The organism is Janthinobacterium psychrotolerans, from assembly GCF_001677885.1.
GTDB classification, from domain to species: domain Bacteria; phylum Pseudomonadota; class Gammaproteobacteria; order Burkholderiales; family Burkholderiaceae_D; genus Janthinobacterium; species Janthinobacterium psychrotolerans.
On record NZ_LOCQ01000058.1, the window covers coordinates 173,481 to 198,318 of the forward strand.

Genomic DNA, 24,838 nt, shown 5'->3' on the forward strand with positions numbered 1-24,838 from the left:
TCCCTGAAAAGGTTTTTTGCGCGGACAGAGCCGCGCAAAGCCGGCGCGCTCATGGTCTATAATCGCGGCCACCGTGCCCTGCACGCTCACGCGAGAATGTCTTGACTGCTAACCGATCCGGCTTCCCCTGGCCATCCCGCCGCGCCGTGGTGCGCGGCCTGCTCCTTGCCGGCTGCGCCGCCCTGGCCTGCGCCATCGGGATGGCTGCTTATCTGTTCCTGTATGTGAAACCGCGCCTGCCGGCGCTCGATGTCATCACCGACTACCAGCCCAAGATACCGCTGCGCGTCTATACGGCCGACCATGTGCTGATCGGCGAATTCGGCGAGGAACACCGCGACTTCATGCCGATCGCGCAAGTGCCCGACATGATGAAGAAGGCGCTGATGGCCATCGAGGACAGCCGCTTCTATGAACACAATGGCATCGACTTCGTGCGCGTCGGCGGCGCCGTGATGTCCAACCTGCGCCACGGCTTTGGCCACGGCGGCGGCTCCACCCTCACCATGCAGGTGGCGCGCAACTTCTTCCTCACGCGCGACAAGGTCGCCTCGCGCAAGCTCAATGAAATCATGCTGGCCCTGAAAATCGAGGCCGCCCTGTCGAAGGACCAGATCCTGGAACTCTACATGAACCAGGTCTACCTGGGCCAGCGCTCATTCGGCTTTGCCAGCGCGGCGCAGACCTATTTCGGCAAGCCGCTGGGCGAACTGTCGATCGCCGAAATGGCGATGCTGGCCGGCCTGCCGCAAAACCCCTCGCGCCACAACCCGATCAGCAATCCGAAACGCGCACACGCGCGCCAGCAGCTGGTATTGAAGCGCATGCGCGAGCTCGATTACATCAGCGACGGCCAGTACCAGCAGGCGCTGAAACAGCCGCTGCGCTACAACACGCGCGGCAGCCAGGGTTTCGACACGCACGCCGAATACGTGGCCGAACTGGCGCGCCAGGCGGTGTTCGCGCAGTACAAGGAAGACAGCTACACCAAAGGCATCAGCGTCTACACCACCATCCTGAAAGCCGACCAGGATGCGGCCTACGCGTCGACCCGCCGCAACGTGATCGCCTATGACCAGCGCCATGGCTATCGCGGCCCTGAAACCTTCATTGAACTGCCGCCCGAGCCCGAACTGCGCGACGACGCCATCGACGCCGCGCTGCAAAAGCGCCCCGACAGCGACGGCCTGGTCGCCGCCGTCGTTACCGACGTGGCCAACGGCAAGGTGACGGTCGACACCGGCGACGGCGAAGCGAAAGTCATTACCGGCGCCGGCCTGCGCTTCGCCGGCCCTGCCTTGTCCGCCAAAGCGGCGGCCGGCATCAAACTGCGCCCGGGCGCCGTAATCCGGGTCAGCAAGGATGCGAAAGACAACTGGGCCATCACCCAGGTGCCGCTGGTGGCCGCCGCTTTCGTCTCGCTCGACGCCGACACCGGCGCCTACCATGCGATGGTGGGCGGCTTCGACTACAACCTGCAAAAGTTCAATCACGTCACGCAGGCGTGGCGCCAGCCCGGTTCGGCCATGAAGCCGTTCGTGTATTCAGCAGCACTGGAAAAAGGCTTTTCGCCGGCCACCCTGATCAATGACGTGCCACTGGAATTGCCGGCGGGCGGCAAGATCTGGTCGCCGCAGAATGACGACTTCAAGTTCGACGGCCCGATCACCATGCGCTATGCGCTGGCGCAGTCGAAGAACGTGGCCTCGGTGCGCATCCTGCGCGCACTGGGCGTGCCGTATGCCCACGAGTTTATCGAAAAATTCGGCTTCGACCCGGCACGCCAGCCGAACAACCTGACCATGGCGCTCGGTACCGGCTCGGTCACGCCGGTGCAGATGGCCGGCGCCTATGCGCTGTTCGCCAATGGCGGCCACCAGGTCGAGCCGTACCTGATCGACCGCATCGTCGACGCCAAGGGCGTGGTGCTGATGCAGACCAAGCCACCGGCGCCCGGCGACGACAAGACCCTGGCGCTCGACCCGCGCAATGCCTTCGTGATGGACAGCATGCTGCGCGAAGTGGCGCGTTCGGGCACGGGCGCGGGCGCCACGCGCAAGCTGGGCCGCAGCGATATCGCCGGCAAGACCGGCACCACCAGCGACGCCGTCGACGGCTGGTTCGCCGGCTACAGCGGCGGCATCGTGGCGGTGGCGTGGATGGGCTACGACGAACCGAAGTCGCTGGGCGGGCGTGAATTCGGCGCCACCCTGGCCATGCCGATCTGGATCGACTACATGCAAACGGCGCTGGCCACGCGTCCGCAGATCACGCGCGTTGCACCGCCCGGCCTGAGCCAGGTCGATGGGGAATGGATGTATGACGAATTCATCGACATGAATGGCGTCAGGACGCTGGACATGGACACCGAAACGCCGACCGATCCGGCGGCGGTGCCGGAGGCGTTGCCGGTGGAAACCACGCAATAGGTGGAAAAGTCGAGTAGGTCGGATTAGCGCTGCGCGCGTAATCCGACGCCACCGCAGGTGCCCGATGAAGCCAACAATGTTGTCGGATTACGCGGGACCTGCGGTCCCGCTAATCCGACCTACCAGATACCCGCGCACCGTCCGCACCGTGCTGTCGGCAAAGTCATCGACGCTGACCTTGGCCGCGCGGTACTTCCAGCGTTTCACATACCAGTCCTGGAACAGCGCCAGGCAGTGCGAGGCGAGCATGGTGGGGTCGCCCTGCGGCTGCGGGCGGATTTCAAGAATGGTCCTGGCCAGCAAGGCCTGCACATACAACTCCGACTGCTTGGCCATGCTGCGCTGCTCGACCTGCAGCACGCGCGAATCCATGTACACAAAATAAAACCAGGGCTGCAGGATTTCGGACAGGTAGATCGACGAGCGTATCATCGCCTCCAGGCGGTCGAGCGGCGACTTGACGTCGACGAACAGCTGCGGCAAGGCCTGCGTGGCGTGGCGCACCACGTCTTCGATCATTTCGGCCAGTTGGTCCTTGCCGGTGATATAGCCATACAGGCCACCCATCGACAGCCCCGTTTCACGGCACAGGTCGCGCAAGCTCATGGCGCGAAAGCCGACGTCGTTGGCCAGCCTGAAGGTGGCGCCGAAGATGCGTTCGAGGTTTTCCAGCGCGGGCTTGCGGCGCTTGACGCCGATGCGGCCCGCGTGGCGGTCGAGGATGTATTCCCAGATATTGACGCCATCCAAAGGCGTCATCTGCTGGAACTGTTCAAAGTTGAAATGGGTCGACAAGTGCATTCCCAAAAGACAGTGTAAAAACGGCGCCGCCAGGTAGCGCAGGCTCGGCGGGGGCGCAAATCGGCCCTGATTATAGCGCAGCGAAATCGCGCCCAGTCTTTTCAATTTGACCATGCGGGTTAATCGCAACATCCCGACCTTTCATATTGCAGTGCAATATCGAATTGGCAAGCCATTGCGGCACGACGGTGCTACATTTAATAGACCGAGCGCTCGCTATATTAGTTGTCACGCAGATGGCGGCGGATGGCGGCGCCGGTACCGCTACAGCATCGACATTTCCCACAAAAAATATCGGAGACAAAATGAAGACCCGCTTCTGGCAACTGCTGTCCACCCTCGTCCTGGCTTGCTGCATCGGCCTGCCCGCCACCGCCGGCGCCGCCGGCTATACGCAAACCAGATATCCCATCGTGCTGGTGCACGGCCTGTTCGGCTTCGACAAGCTGGGCCCGGTCGAATACTTCTATGGCGTCCCCGCCGCCCTGCGCAGCGGCGGCGCCAGCGTCTACACGGTGACCGTGTCGGCCGCCAACAGCACCGAAGTGCGCGGTGAACAATTGCTGTCGCAGGTGCGGCAAATCCTCGCGGCCACCGGCGCGGCCAAGGTCAACCTGATCGGCCACAGCCACGGCGGGCCGACGGCGCGCTATGTCGCCTCGGTGCGGCCCGACCTGGTGGCCTCGGTGACCAGCGTGGCGGGCGTCAACAAGGGCTCGAAAGTGGCCGACATCCTGGCCGGCAGCATCCCCCACACCGGCGCCGCGCTGGGCGACGCCCTCGCCGCGCTGATCGGCATCATTTCGGGCAACCAGGGCTTGCCGCAAAACGCCGGCGCGGCCATGGCGTCGCTGTCGACCGCCGGCTCGCTAGCTTTCAATACCCGCCATCCGCAGGGCGTGCCGGCCACCGCCTGCGGCGAAGGCGCTTACCAGGAACGCGGCGTGCATTATTTTTCATGGAGCGGCGCCCAGCCCTACACCAATGCACTGGACGTCGGCGACCCGGCGCTGGCGGCCATCAGCCTGGCCTTCGGCGGCGCAAAGAACGACGGCCTGGTCAGCAGCTGTTCCAGCCACCTGGGCAAGGTGATCCGCGACGACTACGCCATGAACCACCTCGATGAAGTCAACCAGTTCGTCGGCATCGTCAACCTGTTCGAGACCTCGCCCGTCACGGTGTTCCGCCAGCAGGCCAACCGCCTGCAGGGCCTGGGCTTGTAAGGAGGCGCCATGCGCACGAACAAGAGCTTGATCGCGGCCGGCGCACTGGCCGCCATGGCGCTGTACTGGTCGCTGGCGCCGGGCGAGCCGCCGGCGCCAGCGCCACCCAAGGAAGACCCCGATCTGTTCGCGTTCGTGCGCTCGATGGAGGGCACGCGGCCCGACGGCAATCTGACCGCCTCCGCCGGCGGCACCCTGGTGGTCGATGCGGAACTGGGCCATCTGTTCGACTACTACCTGGCGGGCCTCGGCGAAAAGCCGCTGGCCGCCATCCGCAGCCAGATCGAGCTGGAACTCGACCGCCGCCTGGCGCCGGCGCCGGCACGCGAAGCCAAGCGCCTGCTGGGGGCGTACCTGGCCTACAAGCAGGCGCTGGCCGGCATCGAGCAAGGCCTGGCGCCTTCCGGCAACGCGCCGCTGGCGCGGCTGCAGGCGATGCGCGCGCTGCGCCCGGCGTACTTCACGGCCCAGGAAAGCGCCGGCCTGTTCGGCGCCAGCGACGTGCGCGACGACGACGCCGTGGCGCGCATGGCGGTGCTGGGCGACAAGCAGCTGAGCGAAGCCGGGCGGCAGCAAAGGCTGGCCGCGCTCGACGCCGCCCTGACACCGGCGCAGCGGCTGGAGCGCGACGCGCCGCAGCAGGTGAGCCGGCTCGACGACGCGGTGCGCACGCTGCGCGCGCAAGGCGGCGGCGACAATGAAGTCTATCGCCTGCGCGCGGCCACTTTCACGCCCGAGGCGGCGGCGCGGCTGGCCGAACTGGACCGCGAAGAATCACAGTGGCAGCAGCGCATCATTGCCTGGCGCGCGCAAAAGGCGGCACTGGGCGCAGGTACGCAGGACGCGGCGCAGGTCGCCAGGCTCAATGACGCGCTCTTCTCACCCGACGAGCAACGCCGCCTGGGCGCCTACGAATAAAGGGCTAGTCCATCTGCGCCAGCAGCTGCGCCGCCGCCATCATGTCAGCACTGGCATGGCCTTGCGTATAGCGCGCGTGCACAGGCAGCAGCAGCGCGCGCGCTTCGCGCGAGCGGCCCTGTTCGCGCAAGACTGCCGCCAGGCTGGTGGCGCAGCGCAGCTCCCAGCCCAGCGCGCGCTGGGCGCCGGCCAGCCTGAGCGCTTCCTCCAGCAGCCGGCGCACCAGTTCCTGCCCTTGCACGTCGCCAGGGCGCAGGGCCTGCCAGCGGCGCAGCGCCGCGCGGCGCAGTACTTCAGGCGCACTCCATGGCGCGTCGCCGCCACGGGCGCGCCGCAGCGCTTCGCCATTGGCCGCCGCATCGAGCAAGGTCGCCATCAGGTCGACCTGCAGCGACCAGCCGCGCGCCGCCGGCCAGGCGACGGCGCAGCCCTGGCGCAGGCTGTCGAGCACACCCTGATAGCTGGCGCCCCACTCCTGCCAGTGCCGCAAGCCGTGGCGCGCCGCATGTTCGCACAGCGTGCCGGTCCACTCGCGCGCCAGATCGTGCCGGCCGCACCACAAGGCCACCGGGATGGCGCTGACGGCCAGCGCCACGCACAGCGACACGCCATTGTGCGCAAAGCCCTGCTCGACCGTTTCGCGGGCAATCGCCAGCGCATCGTCGGGACGGCCCATCAGCCACACGCAGCGCGCCAGGTTGCCGCGCAGGCAAACCTGGTAGTCGGCCAGCAAGGCGCTGTTCAGGCTGTGCTGGCCGGCGGCATCGGGATGGTCCAGCACCAGGCGCGACAGCACCGCCGACTCCGCATGCCGTCCCTGCAGGTGTTCGCCAGCGGCCAGCATGCGTGCGCGCAACAGCTGCATGGCGGTATCGCCCTCGCGCTCGCACAGCGCCGCAAACTGCGCCGCGCAGGCGTCGGCGGCGCGGTAATCGGCCATCACCATGTGCGCGATCCACATGCCGCAAATCGCTTCGGCGCAGCCAGCGGCCTCGCCTGTGGTGATGGCCAGCGCACAAGCGCGCTGGAATTGCGCCAGCATGGCGCCGCTCACGCCCCCGGTATGCAGCAGCAAGTGCCCCAGCGACACGCACAGCTGCATTTCACCGCAGGCATCCTCGATACCATGCGCGGCCATGCGCGCCAGCGCATGTTCGACCCGCACCCGGTATTCGTCCATCAGCGACAACGAGTAGAACAGCGTGTGCGCTGCCAGGGTCAGCGCCACCCCCAGCGCCGGGTCGCCGTGCGTGCCGAAGGCCCAGTCGATGGCGGCGCGCATATCGTCCACATGGCAGCGGCAGGCGGCGCTCCAGCTGGCCGCCGGCAAGCGCCCCCGGTCGTGCGCGATATGGCGCGCCAGCGCCAGGCAATGCAGTGCATGGCGGCGCAATACGGCCGCCTGCCCGCCGTCTTCGGACAGCAGCGCGCAAGCATACGCGCGCGTCGTTTCCAGCAGCCGGTAATACACGCGCTCGCAGCAGGTCTCGACGCTGACCAGTGATTTCGAGGCCAGGTCGGCCACCGCGTCGTAGACGTCGCGCCCGGCCACGGCGCTGGCCGATTCGAGCCGGAAGCGGCTCTTGAACACGCTCAGCGCCCGCAGCACGCTGCGCTCTTCGGCATCGAGCAAACCATAGCTCCAGTCCAGCGTGGCGCGCAGGGTCTGGTGGCGCGGCGGCGCGTTGCGCGGACCGCGCACCAGCAGGCGGAAACGGTCATCGAGCTGGCGCCGCAAGCCATGCAGGCCGAAGTGGCCGATGCGCCCGGCCGCCAGTTCCAGCGCCAGCGGAATGCCGTCGAGGCGGCGGCAGATTTCGGCCACCACCGGCACGTCGGCGTCGGCCAGCACGAAGCTGGCGTCGACCGCGATGCAGCGCTCGCAAAACAGCTGCACCGCCGCATAGTGGCGCAGCGCCGCGTCGGCCACCGTGTCGGGCGGCGGCAGCTCCAGCGCCGGCAGGCGCAGCAGGTACTCGCACGAGATGCGCAGCGGTTCGCGGCTGGTGGCGACCACCTGCAGCGCCGGTGCTCCCTTGAGCAGGGCATCGGCCAGCGCCGCGGCGGCGGCGATCACGTGTTCGCAATTGTCGAACACGAGCAGCATCTGGCGCTGGCGCAGATAGGCCAGCAGGGCCGGCATCGGATCGTGCGCCGGCACCGCCACGCCCAGCGCCGAGGCCAGCGCCAGCGGCGCCCGCCGCCCCTCCGTCACCGGCGCCAGGTCGACGAAGCAGATGCCGTCGGCATGGCGGCGCTGCACGCGCAGCGCCAGCGCCACTGCCACCATGGTCTTGCCGATGCCGCCCGGGCCAACGATGCTGAGCAGGCGCACATGCAGCAGTTGGCCAGCCATCGCATGCAATGCATCGGTGCGGCCCATCATCCGCGTGAACAGCACCGGCAGGTTGTAGCGCACCTCGGCGGAGGTGCCGGAGGCAGCGGCGGCGGCCGTCTCGCCATCGCGCGACACGGGGGCGAGAAAACCGTAGCCACGGCCGGCCACGGTGGTGATGTAGCGCTGGCCATCACGCCCGTCGCCCAGCACCTTGCGCAGCGCCGCCAGGTGCACGCGCAAGGTGGCGTCGTCGACTACGGCATTGGGCCAGACCAGGGCCAGCAATTCATGCTTGTCGACGATATCGCCGGCGCGTTCCAGCAGGGCCAGCAGCAAGTCCATGGCGCGGCTTCCCAGCCTTGCCGCACGTTCGCCTTCCAGCAGCCGGCGTTCGAGCGGCAATAGGCGAAACGGGCCGAAAACATAGGCCGGGACGGAGCTGTTCATCATGGTGCTTGGGGAAGAAGGGTCTCAGGACATGCGGTGTGGCAGGCATTTTACGGAAAATCCGCACTCCGCACGCACGAGCTGCTACTTGTTGCAATCCGGCGACGCATGCGCGCCATCCAGCAGGGCCGCAACGGCGTCGGCCGGTGCCGGACGGTGCAGGTAGTAGCCCTGCACCTGCTGGCAACCGAGGCTGCGCAGCATGGCCAGCTGCGCGCCATCTTCGACACCTTCGGCCAGCACCTGCAGCGCCAGGCTGCGCGCCAGCGCGATGGTCGAGTCGACAATGACGGCGTCCTTGCCATCGCTGGCGATATCGGCGATGAAACAGCGGTCGATCTTGACCGTATGCACAGGCAGCATCTTGAGGTGGTGCAGGCCAGCATAGCCGGTGCCGTAGTCGTCGAGCGCGATGCGCACGCCCAGCGCGCGCAGTCGCGCGAGCACGGCGCACGCTTGCGCCATATCGACGATCTGGCCGCTTTCCGTCACCTCCAGTTCCAGCAAGCCGGGCGGCACGTCATGCTGGCGCAAACAGGACAGCACGGTAAAGAACAGGCGCGGGTCGCTCAACTGCCGGACCGACAGATTGACCGCCACCGGCACCAGCGGCAACCGTGCCTGGCGCCACTGCGCCAGTTGCGCGCATGCGGCGGCGATACCCCAGTTGCCCAGTTCGACGATGGTGCCGCTGTGTTCACCGAGGTCGACAAACTCCTGCGGAAAACCGGGGCCGCGCCCTGGCTGGCGCCAGCGCAGCAGCGCTTCCAGACCCACCAGGCGCAGCTGCACGGTATCGAACTTGCCCTGGTAGTGAAAGCAGAATTCATCGTTGCGCAGCGCGCTGGCCAGGCCAGCCACTAGGCGGGCAGGCGCAGCACGGGCCGCGTCTGGCCAGTGGCGCCGCTGTCCGCCGGCGGCAGGCTGGCATGCTCCTGGCGCAGGCGGAACACGCTGACCACCCGCTGCAGCCGCGCCGCCTCGCTTTCCAGCGATTGTGATGCGGCCGCCGCTTCTTCCACCAGCGCCGCGTTTTGCTGCGTCACTTCATCCATCTGCAACACCGCTTCGCTGATCTGGCCGATGCCCGTGCTCTGTTCGGCGCTGGCGGTGGTGATGTCGCTGACCATGCGGCTGACCTTTTCCACCGCCTGCACCACCTCATGCATGGTGGCGCCGGCCTGCACGACGAGCGCCGATCCGTTCGAGACCTGCTCGCCGGAGGTGGCGATCAGGGCGCGGATATCGCGCGCGGCCGAGGCGCTGCGCTGCGCCAGGTTGCGCACCTCGGTGGCGACCACCGCAAAGCCGCGTCCCTGCTCGCCGGCGCGCGCCGCTTCCACCGCCGCATTGAGGGCCAGGATATTGGTCTGGAACGCGATGCCGTCGATCACGCCGATGATCTCGGCGATCTGCGCCGAAGAACTGCTGATCGCTTCCATCGTGTTGATCACCTGCCCGACGGCCTCGCCGCCGCGGTTGGCGACCTGCGCCGCCGCCAGCGCCAGGGTGCTGGCCTGGCGTGCATTGTCGACATTCTGCTGCACTGTGGAACTGAGTTCCTCCATCGCCGACGCCGTCTGTTCGAGCGAACTGGCCTGTTCTTCGGTGCGGGCCGACAGGTCGATATTGCCGGCCGCGATTTCGGTCGACGCCGTGGCGATGGTATCGGTGCCGCTGCGCACCTGCCGCACGATATCGCGCAGGTTGTCATTCATGATGGCCAGTGCGTCGAGCAGCCGGCCCGTTTCATCGCTGGCGTGCTGGCCAAAGGTGGAACTGAGGTCGCCGGCGGCCACCGTCTGCGCCACGCCCAGCGCATGCTGCAGCGGCCGCACGATGCTGCGCGTGACCAGCCAGGCCGTGATAATGGAGAACAAAATGGCCGCAGCACTGAGCGCCAGCACCATGGCGCGCGCCGCCAGGTATTCCTCGCGCACCTGCTTGCCCGCTTCGACCATGAGGTTGTGCTGGTGTGTGATCAGGTTTTCTAGCGCGCCCATGTAGCGCAGCTGATCGGCGCGCACGGTTTGCAGCAGCAGCGCCGACGCTTCGTCGCGCGCGCCGTCGTACAGCAGCGCCAGCACCTTGTCGCGGCCCGTATTGAACACGCCGCGCGCCTCTTTTACCGCCTGCATCAATTGCTTGCCCTGCTCGCCGCCGATCTTGCCATCGAGCTCGCCCAGCAGCTTCTCGGTGGCCGCGCTGGCCCTGGCGATGGTGTCGCGCTCCTGCGCCACCTGGTCCAGCTCAAACATCAGGAACAGATTGCGCGAGGAGCGCGCGATCACGTTGACCTGCTTGATGATCTCATTGGCCAGCACGGTTTTCGGATACTCGCGATCGACCACGCCGCGCATGCGCTCGTCGAGCGAGGACAAGCGCAACACACTGAGCGCGGCGGTGGCCAGCAACAGCAAGGTCAGCACCGCGAAAGCCCAGCGCAAACGCGTTCCTATATTCATATTCGCCATATTGTTTGCATTCTTCAAGATGAGGCAGATCGCCATGGCCGCCGCCACCGGCCATGCCTCACGTGTCATGAACGGGCGCAACAGGCAGCAGGGTCGGCCGGGAGTGGTCAAAGGCAGGAGCGAAGATGGCGTACGCCGTCCTCCGCGCCAGGGCGCATGGTGCTACGGCGGCCAGTGTGAGTTATCCGACAAGCAATGTCGCGTTAATTTTTGCAAAATTTTGCTTAGATAACAAAACATCCATTTTCATAACACTGTTTTACCGGCAAGCATGCGTCCGTGCAAAACGGCCGCACAAGGCGGCCGTCCGTACCACTCCCCGCGTCGTGGCGACGGCTCAGAATTGTTCCCATTCGTCGTGCGACGGCCTGCCCTTGCGCGTGGCAGGCGCCGTCTGCAAGGCAGTGCGCGCCACGGCCGCAGGCACGCTGGCGCGCACTGGCGCCGGCGCCACGCCATCGAGCCTGAACACGCTCACCACGCCGGACAAGGCGCCCGCCTGCTCCTGCAGGGACGCGGCCGCGGCCGCCGCCTCTTCGACCAGCGCGGCGTTCTGCTGCGTCACCTGGTCCATCTGGCTGATGGCCTATTGGTCTGGCAGGCGATGCCGTCGATTACGCTGATGATGTCGACGATTTTGCGCGACGCGCCGTTGATGGCGTCCATGGTCCGCACCACCTTTGCCCACCACGGCGCCACCCTGCACCGCCACCCGGGACGCGCTGCGCGCCAGCTGATTGGCCTGCTGGGCATTGTCGGCGTTCTGGCGTACGGTCGAGGTCAGCTCCGCCATCATGACACCGACCAGGGCAGCATTGGCGCCGGCCTGGCGCAATGTGCAGGGCAAGGATAGCTGGCTGCGCCATTGATATTCGTCTAAGATGGCCGACAAGACCACACTGGAAACACCATGGCTTATCTTATCGAACAAAAACTGGTGATCGGCGTCGCCTCGAGCGCACTGTTCGACCTGTCGGCATCGCACCAGGTCTACCTCGACCGTGGCCCCGAGGAATACCGCAAATACCAGGAAACCCACCTCGATACGGTGCTGGGCCGCGGCGTGGCCTTTCCCTTCATCCGCCGGTTCCTGAACATCAACAAGCACCATCCGCACGAGGCGCCGGTGGAAGTGGTGCTATTTTCGCGCAACTCACCCGAAACCGGCTTGCGCGTGATGCACTCGATCGCCCACTATGGCCTCGATATTTCGCGCGCCGCTTTCATGACCGGCAAGTCGCCCTACCCTTACCTGCCGGCGTTCAACGCCTCGCTGTTCCTGAGCGCCAATGAAGACGATGTGCGCGGCGCACTGGCCTGCAACTTTCCCGCCGGCCTGGTACTGCCCTCGCGCACCGAAGACGACGAGGCCGACGAAGAGCTGCGCGTGGCCTTCGATTTCGATGGCGTGATCGCCGACGACGAGGCCGAAACCGTCTTCAAGCGCAACAACGACGTCGATGAATTCCACGCCCATGAAACCCTGAACGTGGGCACGCCGCACCGCCCGGGCCCGCTGGCCACCCTGTTCCAGAAACTGGCCGCCATGCAGCGCCTGGAAGAACAGGCCCAGCAGCGCGATCCGGCCTACAAAAAGATCCTGCGCATCGCCATCATCACCGCCCGCAACGCGCCGTCGCACGAACGCGTGGTGACGACCCTGAAAAGCTGGGGCGTGGCGGCCGACGAAACGTTTTTCCTCGGCGGCATGGACAAGTCGCGCGTGCTGGCCGTGTTCAGGCCGCATATCTTTTTCGATGACCAGCTGAGCCATTTGAAGTCAGCCGGCGGCACCATACCGATGGTGCACGTGCCGTTTGGTGTGGCCAATGTGCGCGCGGGTGATGGTCTATAATCGCGCATGGCTTTCCAGCCACTCCTGTCAACTGCCTCTGTCACCTGTGTCATCGCCTGCATGTCCTTAGCCCTGAAAAAATCGCTCCCCAAGCCCGGCAACCGCTACGCGCTGCCCGCCCTGTATGGTTCATCCGACGCCTATGCGCTGGCGCTGGCCGCTCTTGAACTGAAGTCGCGCGGCCAGATGCTGGCCGTGGTGGTGGCGCAGGCCAGCGACGGTCAGCGCCTGCTCGACGAGATCCCGTGGTTTGGCGGCCAGGAGCTGCGCTGCCATCTGCTGCCGGACTGGGAAACCCTGCCCTACGACGCGTTTTCGCCGCACCAGGACCTGGTCTCCGAACGCCTGGCGACCCTGCACGAGATTCAAAATCGCCAGTGCGACGTGCTGATCGTGCCGGCCACCACGGCGCTGGTGCGCCTGGCGCCGCCGTCGTTCCTGGCCGCCTACACCTTCTTTTTCAAGAAGGGCGAAACGCTCGATGAAGCGCGATTGAAATCGCAGCTGACCCTGGCCGGCTACAGCCATGTGTCGCAGGTGATGTCGCCCGGCGAATACTCGGTGCGTGGCGGCCTGCTCGACCTTTTCCCGATGGGGTCCGCCCTGCCGTACCGGCTCGACCTGTTCGGCGACACCATCGAGACCATCCGCACCTTCGACGCCGACACGCAGCGCTCACTCTACCCTGTGCACGAAGTGCGGCTGCTGCCGGGGCGCGAATTCCCGATGGACGAGGCGGCGCGCACCACCTTTCGCAGCCGCTGGCGCGAGCAGTTCGAAGGCGACCCGTCGCGCTCGGTGGTCTACAAGGACATCAGCAGCGGCATCGCCTCGGCCGGCATCGAATACTACCTGCCGCTGTTTTTCGAGCAAACCGCCACCCTGTTCGACTACCTGCCGCCCGACGCCTCGCTGGCCCTGGTCGGCGAGATCGACGCGGCGATCGGCCGCTTCTGGACCGATACCCAGTCGCGCTACCGCTTCCTGAAGGCCGACCGCGAACGTCCGATTTTGCCGCCCGAGTCGCTGTTCCTCGGCGACGAGCAGTTCTTCGCGCTGGCCAAACCGTATGCGCGCCTGGCGATCGCCAAGTCGAACGATGCGCTGGCCTCCGAATTGTCGGCGCCGCTGCCCAACATCGCCGTGAACCGCCGCGCCGACGATCCGCTGGCCAACCTGCGCAGCTTTTTGCTGCAGCCGGGCCGCAGGGTGATGGTCTGCGCCGAATCGAACGGCCGGCGCGAAACCTTGCAGCAGTACTTTGCCGAATACGACCTGCAGCTGACGCCCGTGGAGGGCAGCGACGGCTTCTTGCAGTCCGACGCCAAGCTGATGCTGGGCGTGGCGCCGCTGCATGCGGGCTTCGAGCTGTACACGGACGAAGGCAACCTGGCCTTCATCACCGAAACCGAGCTGTATGCGGGTTCGGGCCGGCGCGTCGGCAAGAAAAAACAGGAAGGCGTGACGCAGGTCGAGTCGATGGTGCGCGACCTGTCGGAGCTGAAGATCGGCGACCCGGTGGTCCACATCAACCACGGCATCGGGCGCTACATGGGCCTGACCAGCATGGACCTGGGCGAAGGCGAAACCGAGTTCTTGCACCTCGAATACGCGAAAGACACCAAGCTGTATGTGCCGGTGTCGCAATTGCACGTGATCTCGCGCTATTCGGGCGCCTCGCCGGAAGACGCGCCGCTGCATTCGCTCGGCTCGGGCCAGTGGGAAAAGGCGAAAAAACGCGCTGCCGAACAGGTGCGCGACACGGCCGCCGAACTGCTCAACCTGTATGCGCGCCGCGCGCTGCGCCAGGGCCATGCCTTCGAGTATTCCTCGCATGACTACGAGCGCTTTGCCGACAGCTTCGGCTTCGACGAAACGCCCGACCAGGCCGAAGCTATCCACAATGTGATCCGCGACATGACCTCGGGCAAACCGATGGACCGCCTGGTGTGCGGCGACGTCGGTTTCGGCAAGACGGAAGTGGCGCTGCGCGCGGCATTCATCGCCGTGATGGGCGGCAAGCAGGTGGCGATCCTGGCGCCGACCACGCTGCTGGCCGAACAGCATGCGCAGACCTTTGCCGACCGCTTTGCCGACTGGCCGGTGCGCATTGCCGAACTGTCGCGTTTCCGTAGCGGCAAGGAGATCACGCAGGCCTTCAAGGGCATGGCCGACGGCACGCTGGACATCATTATCGGCACCCACAAACTGCTGTCCGATGACGTGAAGTTCACGCGCCTGGGCCTGGTCATCATCGACGAGGAACACCGGTTTGGCGTTCGCCAGAAGGAAGCGTTGAAAGCGCTGCGCGCCGAAGTCGATGTGCTGACCCTGACCGCCACGCCGATCCCGCGCACCCTGGGCATGGCGCTGGAAGGCTTGCGCGACTTTTCCATCATCGCCACGGCGCCGCAAAAGCGCCTGGCCATCAAGACGTTTGTCCGCAGCGAAGGCGAAGCGATCATCCGCGAAGCGTGTTTGCGCGAGCTGAAACGCGGCGGCCAGATCTACTTCCTGCACAACGAGGTCGAGACCATCCAGAACCGACTGGCCATGCTGACCGAACTGCTGCCCGAGGCGCGCATCGCCGTGGCGCACGGCCAGATGCACGAGCGCGACCTGGAAAAAGTCATGCGCGACTTCGTGGCCCAGCGTTTTAACATTTTGCTGTGCACCACCATCATCGAGACCGGCATCGATGTGCCGACCGCGAACACCATCATCATGCACCGCGCCGACAAGTTCGGCCTGGCGCAGCTGCACCAGCTGCGCGGCAGGGTCGGCCGCTCGCACCACCAGGCCTACGCCTACCTGCTGGTGAATGACGTGCAGGGCCTGACCAAACTGGCGCAGCGCCGGCTGGACGCGATCCAGCAGATGGAAGAGCTGGGCAGCGGCTTTTACCTGGCCATGCACGACCTGGAAATTCGCGGCGCCGGCGAGGTGCTGGGCGAGAGCCAGTCGGGCGAGATGACGGAAATCGGCTTCCAGCTGTATTCGGACATGCTCAACGAAGCCGTGCGTTGCCTGAAAGCCGGCAAGGAGCCGGACCTGGCCGCGCCGCTGGCCTCGACCACCGAAATCAACCTGCATGTGCCGGCGCTGCTGCCTGCCGATTTTTGCGGCGACGTGCACGAACGCCTGTCGATCTACAAGCGCCTGGCCAACTGCGCCACGCAGGACAAGATCGACGATATCCAGGAAGAGCTGATCGACCGCTTCGGCAAGCTGCCCGACCCGGTGAAAGCGCTGATCGAAACGCACCGCCTGCGCATCGCGGCGAAAACCGTCGGCATCGTCAAGATCGACGTGCATGGCGAGGCGGCTACCCTGCAATTCATGGCCCAGCCGCCGATCGATCCGATGCGCATCATCGAACTGATACAGAAGAACCGCCATATCAAGCTGCATGGCCAGGACAAGCTGAAGATCAGCGCCGCCATGCCGGACCTGGCGGCGCGCGTAACGCAAATCAAGACCACCATCAAGCAATTGACCGTTTAGACTTTTACCGCAGGCTACCATGACCAATACCTCTTCCATGACCATGAATCTGATACTGCAAGGCGTCGATGGCGACCCGGCGCGCCTCGAGCGCATCGCCGCGCTGGCTGCGCCCACCAGCATCACGCGCCTGGGGCCGCATGCGCTGCGCTGCGAAAAAATCAGCTATTCGCAGGCCCTGCTGCCGACCATCGAGGTGGCGGCGCAGGCGGCGCAGCTGGACGCTACCTATCTCATGGGCCGGCGCGCACTGAGCGAATTCAAGCTCGTCGCGATGGACATGGATTCGACCCTGATCACCATCGAGTGCATCGATGAAATCGCCGACATGCAGGGCTTGAAACCGCAGGTGGCGGCGATCACGGAAGCGGCCATGCGCGGCGAACTCGATTTTGCCGCCAGCCTGACGCAGCGCGTGGCGCTGCTCGAAGGGCTGGACGCCTCGGCGCTGCAGCGCGTCTACGACGAACGTTTGAAATTATCGCCGGGCGCCGAGAAAATGCTGGCGGCCGTGAAGGCGGCGGGCCTGAAAACCCTGCTGGTGTCGGGCGGCTTCACCTTCTTTACCGAGCGCCTGAAAGAGCGCCTGGGCCTGGACTACACGCACGCCAATGCGCTGGAAATCGTCGACGGCAAGCTGACCGGCAAGGTCCTGGGCGGCATCGTCGACGCCGAAGAAAAACAGCGCACGGTCGAGCGCGTGTGCAAGGAACTGGGCATTTCGCCGTCCGAAGCGATCGTCATGGGCGACGGCGCCAACGACCTGAAAATGATGGGCATCGCCGGCCTGTCGGTGGCCTTCCGCGCCAAGCCCGTGGTGCGCGCCCAGGCCGACGTGGCGCTCAACTTCGTGGGCCTCGACGGCGTGCTGAACGTGCTGTCCTGAACTAGCTGCGGGCGAGCCTGAAGAACTCGCGGATACGCTCGAGCATGCCCGGCGACTGCGGCGCACCGGCCGGCAATCCCGCCGGGCGCAGCAAGGCATCTTCGTTGACACTGCGGCGCTGCTCGATCAGTGCGGCGATACGCTCGACCAGCTTCGGATTGCGCTCGAAAATACCGGCCATGGTGTGCTTGGCGACCTCCAGCGTCACGCTGGCCGTGCGCGCCCGTACATGGGCCGAACGCGGCGCGCCCGTAAACAGCGACATCTCGCCGAAGCAGTCGCCGGGCCACAGCCGCGCCACCTCCAGCGGGCCGTGCGGACCGTCGATGACCACCTCGAAACTGCCCTCCAGCACCACGAACATGGTCTCCCCAGGGTCGCCGGCGTTCAGCAGCGCCTGTCCTGGGCCAGTGCGCACCGTCACCGTCTCGGCCGCGATCACGGCCAGTTCCTGCGGCGACAGCGCCGACAGATAGCGCGCGCCGGCCAGCACACCGGCGCGCGCCTCGGGCCGCGCCAGGTGATGCCGTTCCGGGCCATCCTGGCGGCGCCATTCCACCTGTTGGCTGCTGGCCAGCGGCACGCCGGCGGCGCGCAGGAATTGCGCGCCGTACTGCAGTGCCACGTGGCTGTGGGTGCCGGGCGACCGGGCGCCCACCTCGACGAAATACACCATGCGGTACGTGGCCAGGCCGTCCTTCAGGGCCGCCAGCTGCGTGTAGGGTGCGCTGCCAGCGGACAGCAGGCCGTCCTGCACGGCGCGCGCCAGGGCATTGTCGAGGATGGCCAGGATGCGCGCCGTGTCATGGCCGGCATCGAGTTCCAGCAAGCACTCGTATTTGGACAGTGGACCCGGGCGCGAGCGGTTGGTCACCATCACGCCGGCAAATTCGCCGTTCGGTATCAGCACCAGATTGTCGGCGCGGTCGGCCAGCACCACGGTGCGCCAGGCGAAATCGACGACCTTGCCCGACATGTCGCGGCCCCGGTATTGCAGGTCGACCCAGTCGCCGACGCTGATCGAGGCGTCCAGGTGCAGCGCGATGCCGGAAAACACGTCGGCCACCAGGCCGCGCAGGCCGAAGCCGAGGATCAGGCCGATCACCCCGGACGCGCCCAGCATGGCCGTCATCGACAGGCCGAACACCTGGTTCAATATGCCGCAGAAAAACAGCGCGTAGATCAGGAAGGTGACGATCTGCAGCGCCAGCCGCGGCACCCGCATGTCCAGGGTGCGCCCGCGCGCGGCCAGCGCCCAGATCAGCTGGTCCAGCAGCATGGCCAGCAGCAGCAATTGCAGCAGCGGGATGCCGTCGCCGGCCAGCAGCCCGGCCGCCTCGCGACCGTCCGCCAGCCAGCCGAATGGCCCGCCCAATACTTCCAGCGATGCGAAAGCCAGCAAGATGCCGGCCACGGCCAGCAATGCACTCCTCGTCCAATACCTGTTCATGATGCCCCGTTGTTCAAATCGATGGCATCACTGCCCCAGTGTTCATCATAGCGTCCGATTGTGACGCCGGCATGACAAGCGCTTGCCACGCGCGCGCCGGGCGCGATATTTTTGCTATATTGCAAATAAGTGAACACCTTGCTTGCCAACCCTGAAAGAAGACGCGATGCAGCCACCCTTGCCCACCGAGATCGAACGCCACCTGGCGCTGTTTGTCGGCGCCGCGCAAAACGCCTTCGGCGCGGACCTGACAGCGGCCGTGCTGTTCGGTTCCGCCGCCGACGGCCAGCTGCGCGCCACGTCCGACGTCAACCTGCTGCTGTTGCTGCGGCGCTTTACACCGCAGTCGGCCGATGTACTGCGCGCGCCCTTGCGCCTGGCGCACGCCGCCGTCGAGCTGCAGGTGATGTTTTTGCTGGAAGACGAACTGGCGCCGGCGGCCGACGCCTTTGCCGTCAAATTCGCCGACATCATCGCGCGTCACAGGATACTGTTCGGCAGCGATCCCTTCGCCAGCCTGCACACCAGCCGCGAGGCGGTGCTGCGGCGATTGCGCCAGGTGCTGCTGAACCAGCAATTGCGCATGCGCGAGCGCTATCTGTTATTGAGCCTGAACGAGGAACAGCTGGCAGGCGCGATTGCCGACGCGGCCGGGCCACTGCGTTCGGCGGCCGCCTCGCTGGCGCAGCTGGACGGACAGCCTGCCCTGCCGGGCAAGCAGGCGCTCGAAGCGTTTGTCGACCGGCTCGGCGAGCCTGCCCTGCACACGGCCTTGCACAGCATGTCGGTGGCGCGCGAAACAGCGCGCCTGGCGCCCGGCCTGGCCCTGCCCACCTTTACTGGCCTGATGACGATCACGCAACACCTGCGCAAGCACGCGGAGCAGCTGCGGTGACCGGCCCCAATCCGTTTTACTGGACCGGCCCCTGGTTCCTGGCCGCCTACCTGGTGTTCGGGCTGCTGGTGTACTACGGCGTGCGCGAGCTGCTGATCCGCCGGGAGCTGCGCAATCCGCATGCGCAACTGAGCCTGGCGGACGATCCCTATCTGGTGGCCTTCTTGCGCGGCGGCGCGCTCGAAGCCGTGAAGGTAGCCGCCATCGTGCTGGTCGACCGCGGCCTGCTGCGCGCCGACGGTCCGCTGCTGGAAACGAGCAGCGCCGACAGTCTGCGCTACGCCACGCGCGACATCGAACGCGACGTGCTGCGGCTTTACCTGGGCCGCCAGGGCCACAGCCGTGAGCTGGCGGTGCAGGCAGAGGCCTTCCCTTCCTGTAACGACTATCGGCAAACCCTGACGGACCATGAACTGCTGGTCGGCCCGCCGCTCCTGCGCCGGCGCGAAAAGCTCACCTGGGTCGTGCATTACCTGCTGCTGACGGTGGCGCTGGTCAAGGCCATCATCGCCATCAGCCACCAGCACTACAACCTGCTGTTCCTGGCGATCCTGACGGCGGCGTTTTTGCTCAAGCTGCGCCGCTTGCGCACGCAGGCGACCAGCTGGAGCGCGCAGCGGCTGCTGACAGATTTGCGCATGCTGTTCGGCCGCCTGAACATGCGTTCGGCGCGCCTGGCGCCCGGCACCAGCACGGCCGACATGGCGCTGCTGGCGGCCATTTTTGGCGTGGCCGCCCTGCCGCTGTCGGTGTATGCCTATGTGGGCGAGATGTACCCCGCGCCCAGGCCGCTCAACAACTCGGGCGGCGACAGTTCCTCGGGCGGCTCCGGCGATGCTTCGTCCGGCGGCGATGGCGGTGGCTCGTCTTGCGGAGGGGGCGGCAGCGGCTGCGGTGGTTGCGGTGGTGGCGGCTGTGGAAGTTAAGAGGGACCGCGTCGGCCTGGGCTGGCGCGGCGAGCTGGCGGCCGGCATCCTGTCCAGCCTGGCGCACATCGATGTGCTGGAAGTGATTGCCGACGATTATTACCGCGCCGGCCGTGGCGACATCGACGCCCTGCGCAGCCTGGCGCGCCAGGTGCCGCTCACCCTGCACGGCGTCGGCATGGGACTGGCGTCAACCATTCCCGCCGAGCCGCGCCGGCTGCAGGCGATGGCGCGCCTGATGAACGCCGTGCAAGCCGAATCGTGGTCCGAGCACCTGAGCTTCGTGCGCGCCGGCGGCGTCGAGATCGGCCACCTGGCCGCGCCGCCGCGCACGCCGGCCAGCGTGGCCGGCGCCGTGGCCAATATCGCGCTGGCCACGCGCATCGTCGGCAGCGCGCCGCTGATGGAAAATATCGCCACCCTGGTCAACCCGCCGGCCAGCACCATGGACGAGGCGCAATGGCTGGCGCATATCATCGACGGCGCGCAGGTGCCGCTGCTGCTCGACCTGCACAATCTGTATGCGAACGCCGTCAACAGCGGCCTGGATCCGCAGGCAATGCTGCTGCGCCTGCCCTTGGCCAGGGTCGGCGCCGTGCACTTGAGTGGCGGCCACTGGGTGGACGAACCTGGCGGCGCGGGCCGGCGCCTGCTGGACGACCATCTGCACGATGTGCCGCCGGAGGTCTTCGATCTATTGACCTCGCTGGCGCGCCAGGCGCCGCAGCCGCTGACGGTGATCGTTGAACGCGACGGCAATTACCCGTCGTTCGGGCATGTGCTGGGCCAGCTGGCGCTGGCGCGCGCCGCCTTGCGCGCAGGAAGATCCGCATGAGCTCTCCCGCCCTCGAAGCCTACCTGGCGGTGCTCTACACCGACGAGGCCAAACGCCACGCCTTTTTGCAGGCGCCGCGCGCCGAAGCGCTGTTGCATGGCTTGTCCCAGGACGAAGCGGACGCCATGGCGGCGATTGACCGCATCGGCCTGCGGATGGCGGCCGCCAGCTTCAGTCACAAGCGCGCCGCCCATGCCGGCCATGCCAGACCACGGCCAGGCTGGTGGCGCCGCTGGATGGAACGCTGGCGCTGACTACAACTGCCACAGGCGCAGCGGCAGCAGTCCCCACCAGGCCAGCACCAGCAGCAGCTGCAGCGCCGCCAGCAGCGGTATCGCGTCCAGCTTTTCCACCGCGCCGGTACCGCGCGTGCGCCAGCAGCGCGCCAGGCCAACGGCGACGGCCAGCGGCAGCGCGCCCGTGACGAGGGCCGCCAGCACGCTGGCAAAGGTCACGTCGCCGAGCCGCATGAACGATTGAAAGTAAAAAAACGGCAGCGGCAGCAGCAGCGCCAGCAGCGACAGCAAGGGTGCGAACAGATGATCGTTGCGAGGCAAATTGCGGCCAGCCGCGCGCCACAGCCCCACCACCAGCACATACAGCAGGCCGATTACGCCCAGCGCCAGACTGCCCCACAGCACCAGCATGCGCAGCATCGACACGCGCTCGTAGCTGTGCAGGCCGTCGCTGAGCACATGGCGGCCATCGGTTTGCAGCAGCACGTGCGACGGCGCGCTGCGGTCGCTGGCGCGAAACAGAAAGCCGCCCACCGGTTCGAGTTCCTTCGGCTCGCCCTGGAACGGAATCAGGAACAGCGAATCGCCGTCCCATTTCACGCGCACGAAACCGAACACCGCGTCGAGCCAGGCCATGCTGGCCATCGGGCTGGGCGCGGGCACATACACGCCCTGGAAGTTCTCCACCGTCGGCGCTGGCGCGCCATGGGCGGCGGGCGGGCGCAACGGCAGCTCAAGGTCGCGCATCAGCAGGCGGTTGAAGCGTTCGTAGTCGGCGTGCTCCGCATCGGTATTGAAGCCGATGAAAAACGCGCTTTTCTGTTCAGGATAGATGCACAGCATGGCGCGAAAACCGGCGGTGGTGCCAGGATGGCACTCGCCGACCACATTGTGGCGGTCGCGCACCGCCAGCGCGAGGCCATGGCCCGCGTCGAGCCCCGCCTGCGACGCTTCGGTGCCGTTTGGCCGCGACAGCATCCGCATCAGCGCCGGTGTGATGAACGCGCTGCCCTGCGCCTTGCCGTCGCCCAGCAGGAATTGCGCCAGCCTGGCCATGTCCTGCGCGGTGGTGGTCAGCTGCCCTGCCGGCCGCAAATACATGGGCATGGCCGCATGCGTGACGCCGTGCTCAAAGTGACCCATGGCCAGGCGAGCGTCCGGTTTGGCGCCGGTCTGCGTGACAAACCCGAACGTGCTGTCTTTCATGCCCAAGGGTGCGAGCACCTGCGCGTCGAGATAGCGCTCGTAGGGTTGGCCCGTGACCTTTTCGATCACCATGCCGAGGATGCCATAGCCCATGTTCGAATAGGCATAGCGGCTGCCCGGCCGGTCGCGCACGCGCAGCAGGCCGCCGCCACCGTCAAAAGCGTCGGCCAGCGGCGTGCCGGCGGCGGCCTTGCTGCTGAAGGCCTGCCAGAAGCGGACGTTATCCAAGCCGGACGTGTGGTCGAGCAGATGGCGGATGCGCACCGGATCGCTGCCCTGCCACGCATTTTTGAGCTTGAGGTCGGGCAGTATCTGCGCCAAAGGTGTGTCGAGCGCCAGCCTGTTTTCCGTCGCCAGGCGCAGCACGCCCAGCGCCAGGCCGACCTTGGCCACCGAGCCCACTTGCACTTTGGTGTCGGCGCGCATGGCCGCCTTGCTGGCGGCATTGGCCAGGCCGGCCGCGCCGGTGCTGATGGCGCCGTCATCGCGCACTTCGCTCCAGACGGCGCCGCTCAAGCCTTCTTCCTGCAAGCTCGCGCCGATATCGCCAGCCAGCGAGCCGCCAGCGGCCTGGGCCGCCTGCGCCACGGCGCACAGCAACAGCGCCTGGCAGCCGCGGCGCAGATGGCGCACGAAGGCTGTCAATTGTTCTTTATATCGCACTGGTGAACTCTCTTTCTTTGCATGGCGTACGCCCCTGCGCATGGCGGCTTGCTACAATTAAAACCATTGCAAGCAAGGGAGCACACATGTCACAACAACTTATTCTGGATAACAATGTCCAACAAGCCAAGACCCTGGCCTGGTGGTTGTACCTGGTGCACGGCGCCAGCTTCGTGTTTTCGCTGGGCGCCTTGTCCTTCATTCCTTTGATCATCAACTACCTGAAGCGCGGCGAGTCGGCCGGCACGTTTGTACACAGCCATCACGACTGGCAGATCCGCTCGTTCTGGTGGTATGTGTTCTGGATCGTGGTCGGCGCCATCCTGTGGATCACGCTGATCGGCATTCCGGTCGCCCTCGCGGTATGGGGCCTGGCCTGGTTGTGGAAGGCCTACCGGCTGCTGCGCGGTTTTATCGACCTGAACAATAATAATCCCATGCCCTAAGGCAGCTTCGCGGCGGGCCAGCCGGCCTGCCGCTTCCCGCCCGTCCAGCCACATCCCGCTACATCGCCGCGAACGCCTGTTCGATATCGGCGATCAGATCCTGCGGCGCTTCGAGTCCCACATTGAACCGTACCAGCTGGCCACCGTGCCGCCAGCCCTTGCGCATGCCGGCGATGCGATAAGGCATGACCAGGCTGTTGGCGCCACCCCAGCTGTAGCCGATCTTGAACAATTTCAAGGCATCGACAAAGCGGTCGGTCTGCTGTTCCGTATAGCTGGCGTCGAACAGCACGGAAAACAAGCCGCCGGCGCCCGTAAAGTCGCGTTTCCAGATGTCATGACCAGGGCAATCCTCGAAAGCCGGGTGCAGCACGGTGGAAATTTCCTGCCTGCCCTTGAGCCAGCCGGCCACCGCGCGCGCACCGGCGTCATGCGCGTCAAAGCGCAGCTTCATGGTCGGCAGGCTGCGCAGCACCAGGTAGGCATCGTCCGCCCCCACGCCCAGCCCCAGGCGCATATGCGCCAAGGCGAGGCGGTCGTGCAGCGCGGGCTCGCGGGTCGTCAGGCAACCCATCAGCACGTCCGAGCCGCCCGACTGGTATTTGGTCAGCGCCTGCATGACGATATCGGCGCCCAGGTCAAAGCCGCGCAGTGCCAGGCCGGCCGACCAGGTATTGTCCAGCGCCACCAGCACGCCGCGCGCATGGGCGGCGGCGCAGATGGCCGGCAGGTCCGGCACTTCCATGGTCACGGAACCGGGCGCTTCCGTCCAGATCAGCCTGGTGTTCGGCTGTATCAGCGCGGCGATACCGGCGCCGATGAGTGGATCGTAATAGCGCGTGGTGATGCCGAAATCCTGCGACAGCCAGCGCCCCAGCTCGCTATTCGGGTAATACACGTTTTCCGGCAGCAACAAGTCGTCGCCACTTTTGAGCAAGGCCAGGTTGGCCATGGCGATCGCCGCCAGGCCCGACGGCGCCAGCAGGCAATACTGGCCGCCTTCGATCTGGGCCAGCCGCGCTTCGAGCGTGAAGGTGGTGGGCGTGCCGTGCAGGCCGTAGGTATAGGCGTTCTTGTCCTTCCAGTTGCCCGATCGCATGGCCGCTACATCCTTGAACAGCACGGTGGACGCATGGTGGATAGCGTTGGGAAAGGCGGAAAAACCAGGCGGCGCCTGGTAGTCACTGTGGATCAGTGCGGTCTGTAGCGATTTTGGTGTGGTCATGGCGGCGACAATTAAAAAAGGCGGACCCGCAATATTGCTGGTCCGCCTTGATTGTAAGGGCTAGCGCGCTTGACTGCCGTA

At 66.2% G+C, this 24,838-nt stretch carries 18 protein-coding genes and 1 pseudogene; 11 read left to right on the forward strand and 8 right to left on the reverse strand.

Going from position 1 to position 24,838, the window contains the following annotated elements; all coding sequences use genetic code 11:
• The first annotated feature begins 101 nt into the window (after nt 1–101).
• Complete coding sequence (locus ASR47_RS17625) at nt 102–2,429, forward strand: penicillin-binding protein 1A (RefSeq protein WP_245714391.1); 2,328 nt, start codon at nt 102–104, stop codon at nt 2,427–2,429.
• An 87-nt stretch (nt 2,430–2,516) separates the two neighbouring features.
• Here ASR47_RS17625 and ASR47_RS17630 read toward each other — a convergent pair whose 3' ends face one another.
• On the reverse strand, nt 2,517–3,230 hold the full coding sequence (locus ASR47_RS17630) for a TetR/AcrR family transcriptional regulator (RefSeq protein WP_082989018.1): 714 nt from the start codon (nt 3,228–3,230) through the stop codon (nt 2,517–2,519).
• 305 nt (nt 3,231–3,535) lie between these two features.
• Here ASR47_RS17630 and ASR47_RS17635 point away from each other — a divergent pair, with 305 nt between their 5' ends.
• Together ASR47_RS17635 and ASR47_RS17640 are read left to right on the forward strand one after the other, a co-directional pair.
• Nucleotides 3,536–4,453 (forward strand): esterase/lipase family protein, encoded by a 918-nt coding sequence (locus ASR47_RS17635; RefSeq protein WP_065309090.1) that lies wholly within the window; start codon nt 3,536–3,538, stop codon nt 4,451–4,453.
• Nucleotides 4,454–4,462: 9 nt separating this feature from the next.
• Nucleotides 4,463–5,371, forward strand: a complete 909-nt coding sequence (locus ASR47_RS17640; RefSeq protein WP_065309091.1) for a lipase secretion chaperone — start codon at nt 4,463–4,465, stop codon at nt 5,369–5,371.
• 4 nt (nt 5,372–5,375) lie between these two features.
• Here ASR47_RS17640 and ASR47_RS17645 read toward each other — a convergent pair whose 3' ends face one another.
• From ASR47_RS17645 to ASR47_RS26575, 4 genes and pseudogenes are all read right to left on the reverse strand, one after another.
• A complete protein-coding gene (locus tag ASR47_RS17645; protein WP_065309092.1) occupies nt 5,376–8,159 on the reverse strand; it encodes an ATP-binding protein in 2,784 nt (927 codons plus the stop codon).
• 81 nt (nt 8,160–8,240) lie between these two features.
• Entirely contained in the window at nt 8,241–9,017 is a 777-nt protein-coding gene (locus ASR47_RS17650; protein ID WP_065309093.1) for a putative bifunctional diguanylate cyclase/phosphodiesterase, read from the reverse strand.
• Nucleotides 9,017–10,621 (reverse strand): methyl-accepting chemotaxis protein, encoded by a 1,605-nt coding sequence (locus tag ASR47_RS28200; protein ID WP_171898980.1) that lies wholly within the window; start codon nt 10,619–10,621, stop codon nt 9,017–9,019. Before ASR47_RS28200 ends, ASR47_RS17650 begins: the two co-directional genes overlap by 1 nt.
• A gap of 346 nt (nt 10,622–10,967) precedes the next feature.
• A pseudogene (locus ASR47_RS26575) lies at nt 10,968–11,423 on the reverse strand (methyl-accepting chemotaxis protein); the annotation flags it as partial.
• Between the two features lie 117 nt (nt 11,424–11,540).
• Here ASR47_RS26575 and ASR47_RS17670 point away from each other — a divergent pair.
• The 3 genes from ASR47_RS17670 to serB are packed head-to-tail and all read left to right on the forward strand — an operon-like array spanning nt 11,541 to nt 16,875.
• Entirely contained in the window at nt 11,541–12,485 is a 945-nt protein-coding gene (locus ASR47_RS17670; protein ID WP_065309096.1) for a 5'-nucleotidase, read from the forward strand.
• 60 nt (nt 12,486–12,545) lie between these two features.
• Nucleotides 12,546–15,989: a transcription-repair coupling factor gene (gene mfd, locus ASR47_RS17675; protein WP_065309097.1), complete on the forward strand. Its 3,444-nt coding sequence runs from the start codon at nt 12,546–12,548 to the stop codon at nt 15,987–15,989.
• Nucleotides 15,990–16,032: 43 nt separating this feature from the next.
• Nucleotides 16,033–16,875: a phosphoserine phosphatase SerB gene (gene serB / locus ASR47_RS17680; protein WP_065309271.1), complete on the forward strand. Its 843-nt coding sequence runs from the start codon at nt 16,033–16,035 to the stop codon at nt 16,873–16,875.
• Between the two features lies 1 nt (nt 16,876).
• Here the strand turns inward: serB and ASR47_RS17685 are convergent, their stop codons facing one another.
• On the reverse strand, nt 16,877–18,325 hold the full coding sequence (locus ASR47_RS17685; RefSeq protein ID WP_082988996.1) for a cyclic nucleotide-binding domain-containing protein: 1,449 nt from the start codon (nt 18,323–18,325) through the stop codon (nt 16,877–16,879).
• Nucleotides 18,326–18,491: 166 nt separating this feature from the next.
• Between ASR47_RS17685 and ASR47_RS27505 the strand changes: the two genes are divergently transcribed.
• From ASR47_RS27505 to ASR47_RS17705, 4 genes are read left to right on the forward strand one after another with little or no spacing between them, the layout of a single operon-like run.
• On the forward strand, nt 18,492–19,220 hold the full coding sequence (locus tag ASR47_RS27505) for a nucleotidyltransferase domain-containing protein (RefSeq protein ID WP_065309099.1): 729 nt from the start codon (nt 18,492–18,494) through the stop codon (nt 19,218–19,220).
• Nucleotides 19,217–20,146: a TIGR04222 domain-containing membrane protein gene (locus ASR47_RS27510; RefSeq protein WP_065309100.1), complete on the forward strand. Its 930-nt coding sequence runs from the start codon at nt 19,217–19,219 to the stop codon at nt 20,144–20,146. Before ASR47_RS27505 ends, ASR47_RS27510 begins: the two co-directional genes overlap by 4 nt.
• Nucleotides 20,136–20,981 (forward strand): MbnB/TglH/ChrH family RiPP precursor modification enzyme, encoded by an 846-nt coding sequence (locus ASR47_RS17700; protein WP_065309272.1) that lies wholly within the window; start codon nt 20,136–20,138, stop codon nt 20,979–20,981. The genes ASR47_RS27510 and ASR47_RS17700 overlap by 11 nt, the downstream gene beginning before the upstream one ends.
• The gene (locus tag ASR47_RS17705) at nt 20,978–21,235 is read left to right on the forward strand and encodes a hypothetical protein (RefSeq protein WP_065309101.1); all 258 of its coding nucleotides are present in this window, start codon (nt 20,978–20,980) and stop codon (nt 21,233–21,235) included. Before ASR47_RS17700 ends, ASR47_RS17705 begins: the two co-directional genes overlap by 4 nt.
• On the opposite strand, the gene ASR47_RS17710 is transcribed toward ASR47_RS17705, so the two are convergent.
• Entirely contained in the window at nt 21,236–23,086 is a 1,851-nt protein-coding gene (locus tag ASR47_RS17710; RefSeq protein WP_171898981.1) for a serine hydrolase domain-containing protein, read from the reverse strand. It abuts the gene before it with no gap.
• Between the two features lie 86 nt (nt 23,087–23,172).
• Here ASR47_RS17710 and ASR47_RS17715 point away from each other — a divergent pair, with 86 nt between their 5' ends.
• A complete protein-coding gene (locus ASR47_RS17715; protein WP_065309103.1) occupies nt 23,173–23,532 on the forward strand; it encodes a DUF4870 family protein in 360 nt (119 codons plus the stop codon).
• Nucleotides 23,533–23,590: 58 nt separating this feature from the next.
• Here ASR47_RS17715 and ASR47_RS17720 read toward each other — a convergent pair whose 3' ends face one another.
• Nucleotides 23,591–24,757, reverse strand: coding sequence for a cystathionine beta-lyase (locus tag ASR47_RS17720; RefSeq protein WP_065309104.1), 1,167 nt, complete (start codon nt 24,755–24,757; stop codon nt 23,591–23,593).
• Nucleotides 24,758–24,838: the final 81 nt, after the last annotated feature.

Excerpts from the sequence above, each read along its gene's own strand:
- ASR47_RS28200 (WP_171898980.1), bottom strand. The coding sequence starts at position 10,621 with ATGAATATAGGAACGCGTTTGCGCTGGGCTTTCGCGGTGCTGACCTTG.
- ASR47_RS17720 (WP_065309104.1), bottom strand. The coding sequence starts at position 24,757 with ATGACCACACCAAAATCGCTACAGACCGCACTGATCCACAGTGACTAC.
- ASR47_RS17645 (WP_065309092.1), bottom strand. The coding sequence starts at position 8,159 with ATGATGAACAGCTCCGTCCCGGCCTATGTTTTCGGCCCGTTTCGCCTA.
- ASR47_RS17640 (WP_065309091.1), top strand. The coding sequence starts at position 4,463 with ATGCGCACGAACAAGAGCTTGATCGCGGCCGGCGCACTGGCCGCCATG.
- ASR47_RS17630 (WP_082989018.1), bottom strand. The coding sequence starts at position 3,230 with ATGCACTTGTCGACCCATTTCAACTTTGAACAGTTCCAGCAGATGACG.
- serB (WP_065309271.1), top strand. The coding sequence starts at position 16,033 with ATGAATCTGATACTGCAAGGCGTCGATGGCGACCCGGCGCGCCTCGAG.
- mfd (WP_065309097.1), top strand. The coding sequence starts at position 12,546 with ATGTCCTTAGCCCTGAAAAAATCGCTCCCCAAGCCCGGCAACCGCTAC.
- ASR47_RS17685 (WP_082988996.1), bottom strand. The coding sequence starts at position 18,325 with ATGAACAGGTATTGGACGAGGAGTGCATTGCTGGCCGTGGCCGGCATC.
- ASR47_RS17635 (WP_065309090.1), top strand. The coding sequence starts at position 3,536 with ATGAAGACCCGCTTCTGGCAACTGCTGTCCACCCTCGTCCTGGCTTGC.
- ASR47_RS17715 (WP_065309103.1), top strand. The coding sequence starts at position 23,173 with ATGTCACAACAACTTATTCTGGATAACAATGTCCAACAAGCCAAGACC.
- ASR47_RS17705 (WP_065309101.1), top strand. The coding sequence starts at position 20,978 with ATGAGCTCTCCCGCCCTCGAAGCCTACCTGGCGGTGCTCTACACCGAC.
- ASR47_RS17670 (WP_065309096.1), top strand. The coding sequence starts at position 11,541 with ATGGCTTATCTTATCGAACAAAAACTGGTGATCGGCGTCGCCTCGAGC.
- ASR47_RS27505 (WP_065309099.1), top strand. The coding sequence starts at position 18,492 with ATGCAGCCACCCTTGCCCACCGAGATCGAACGCCACCTGGCGCTGTTT.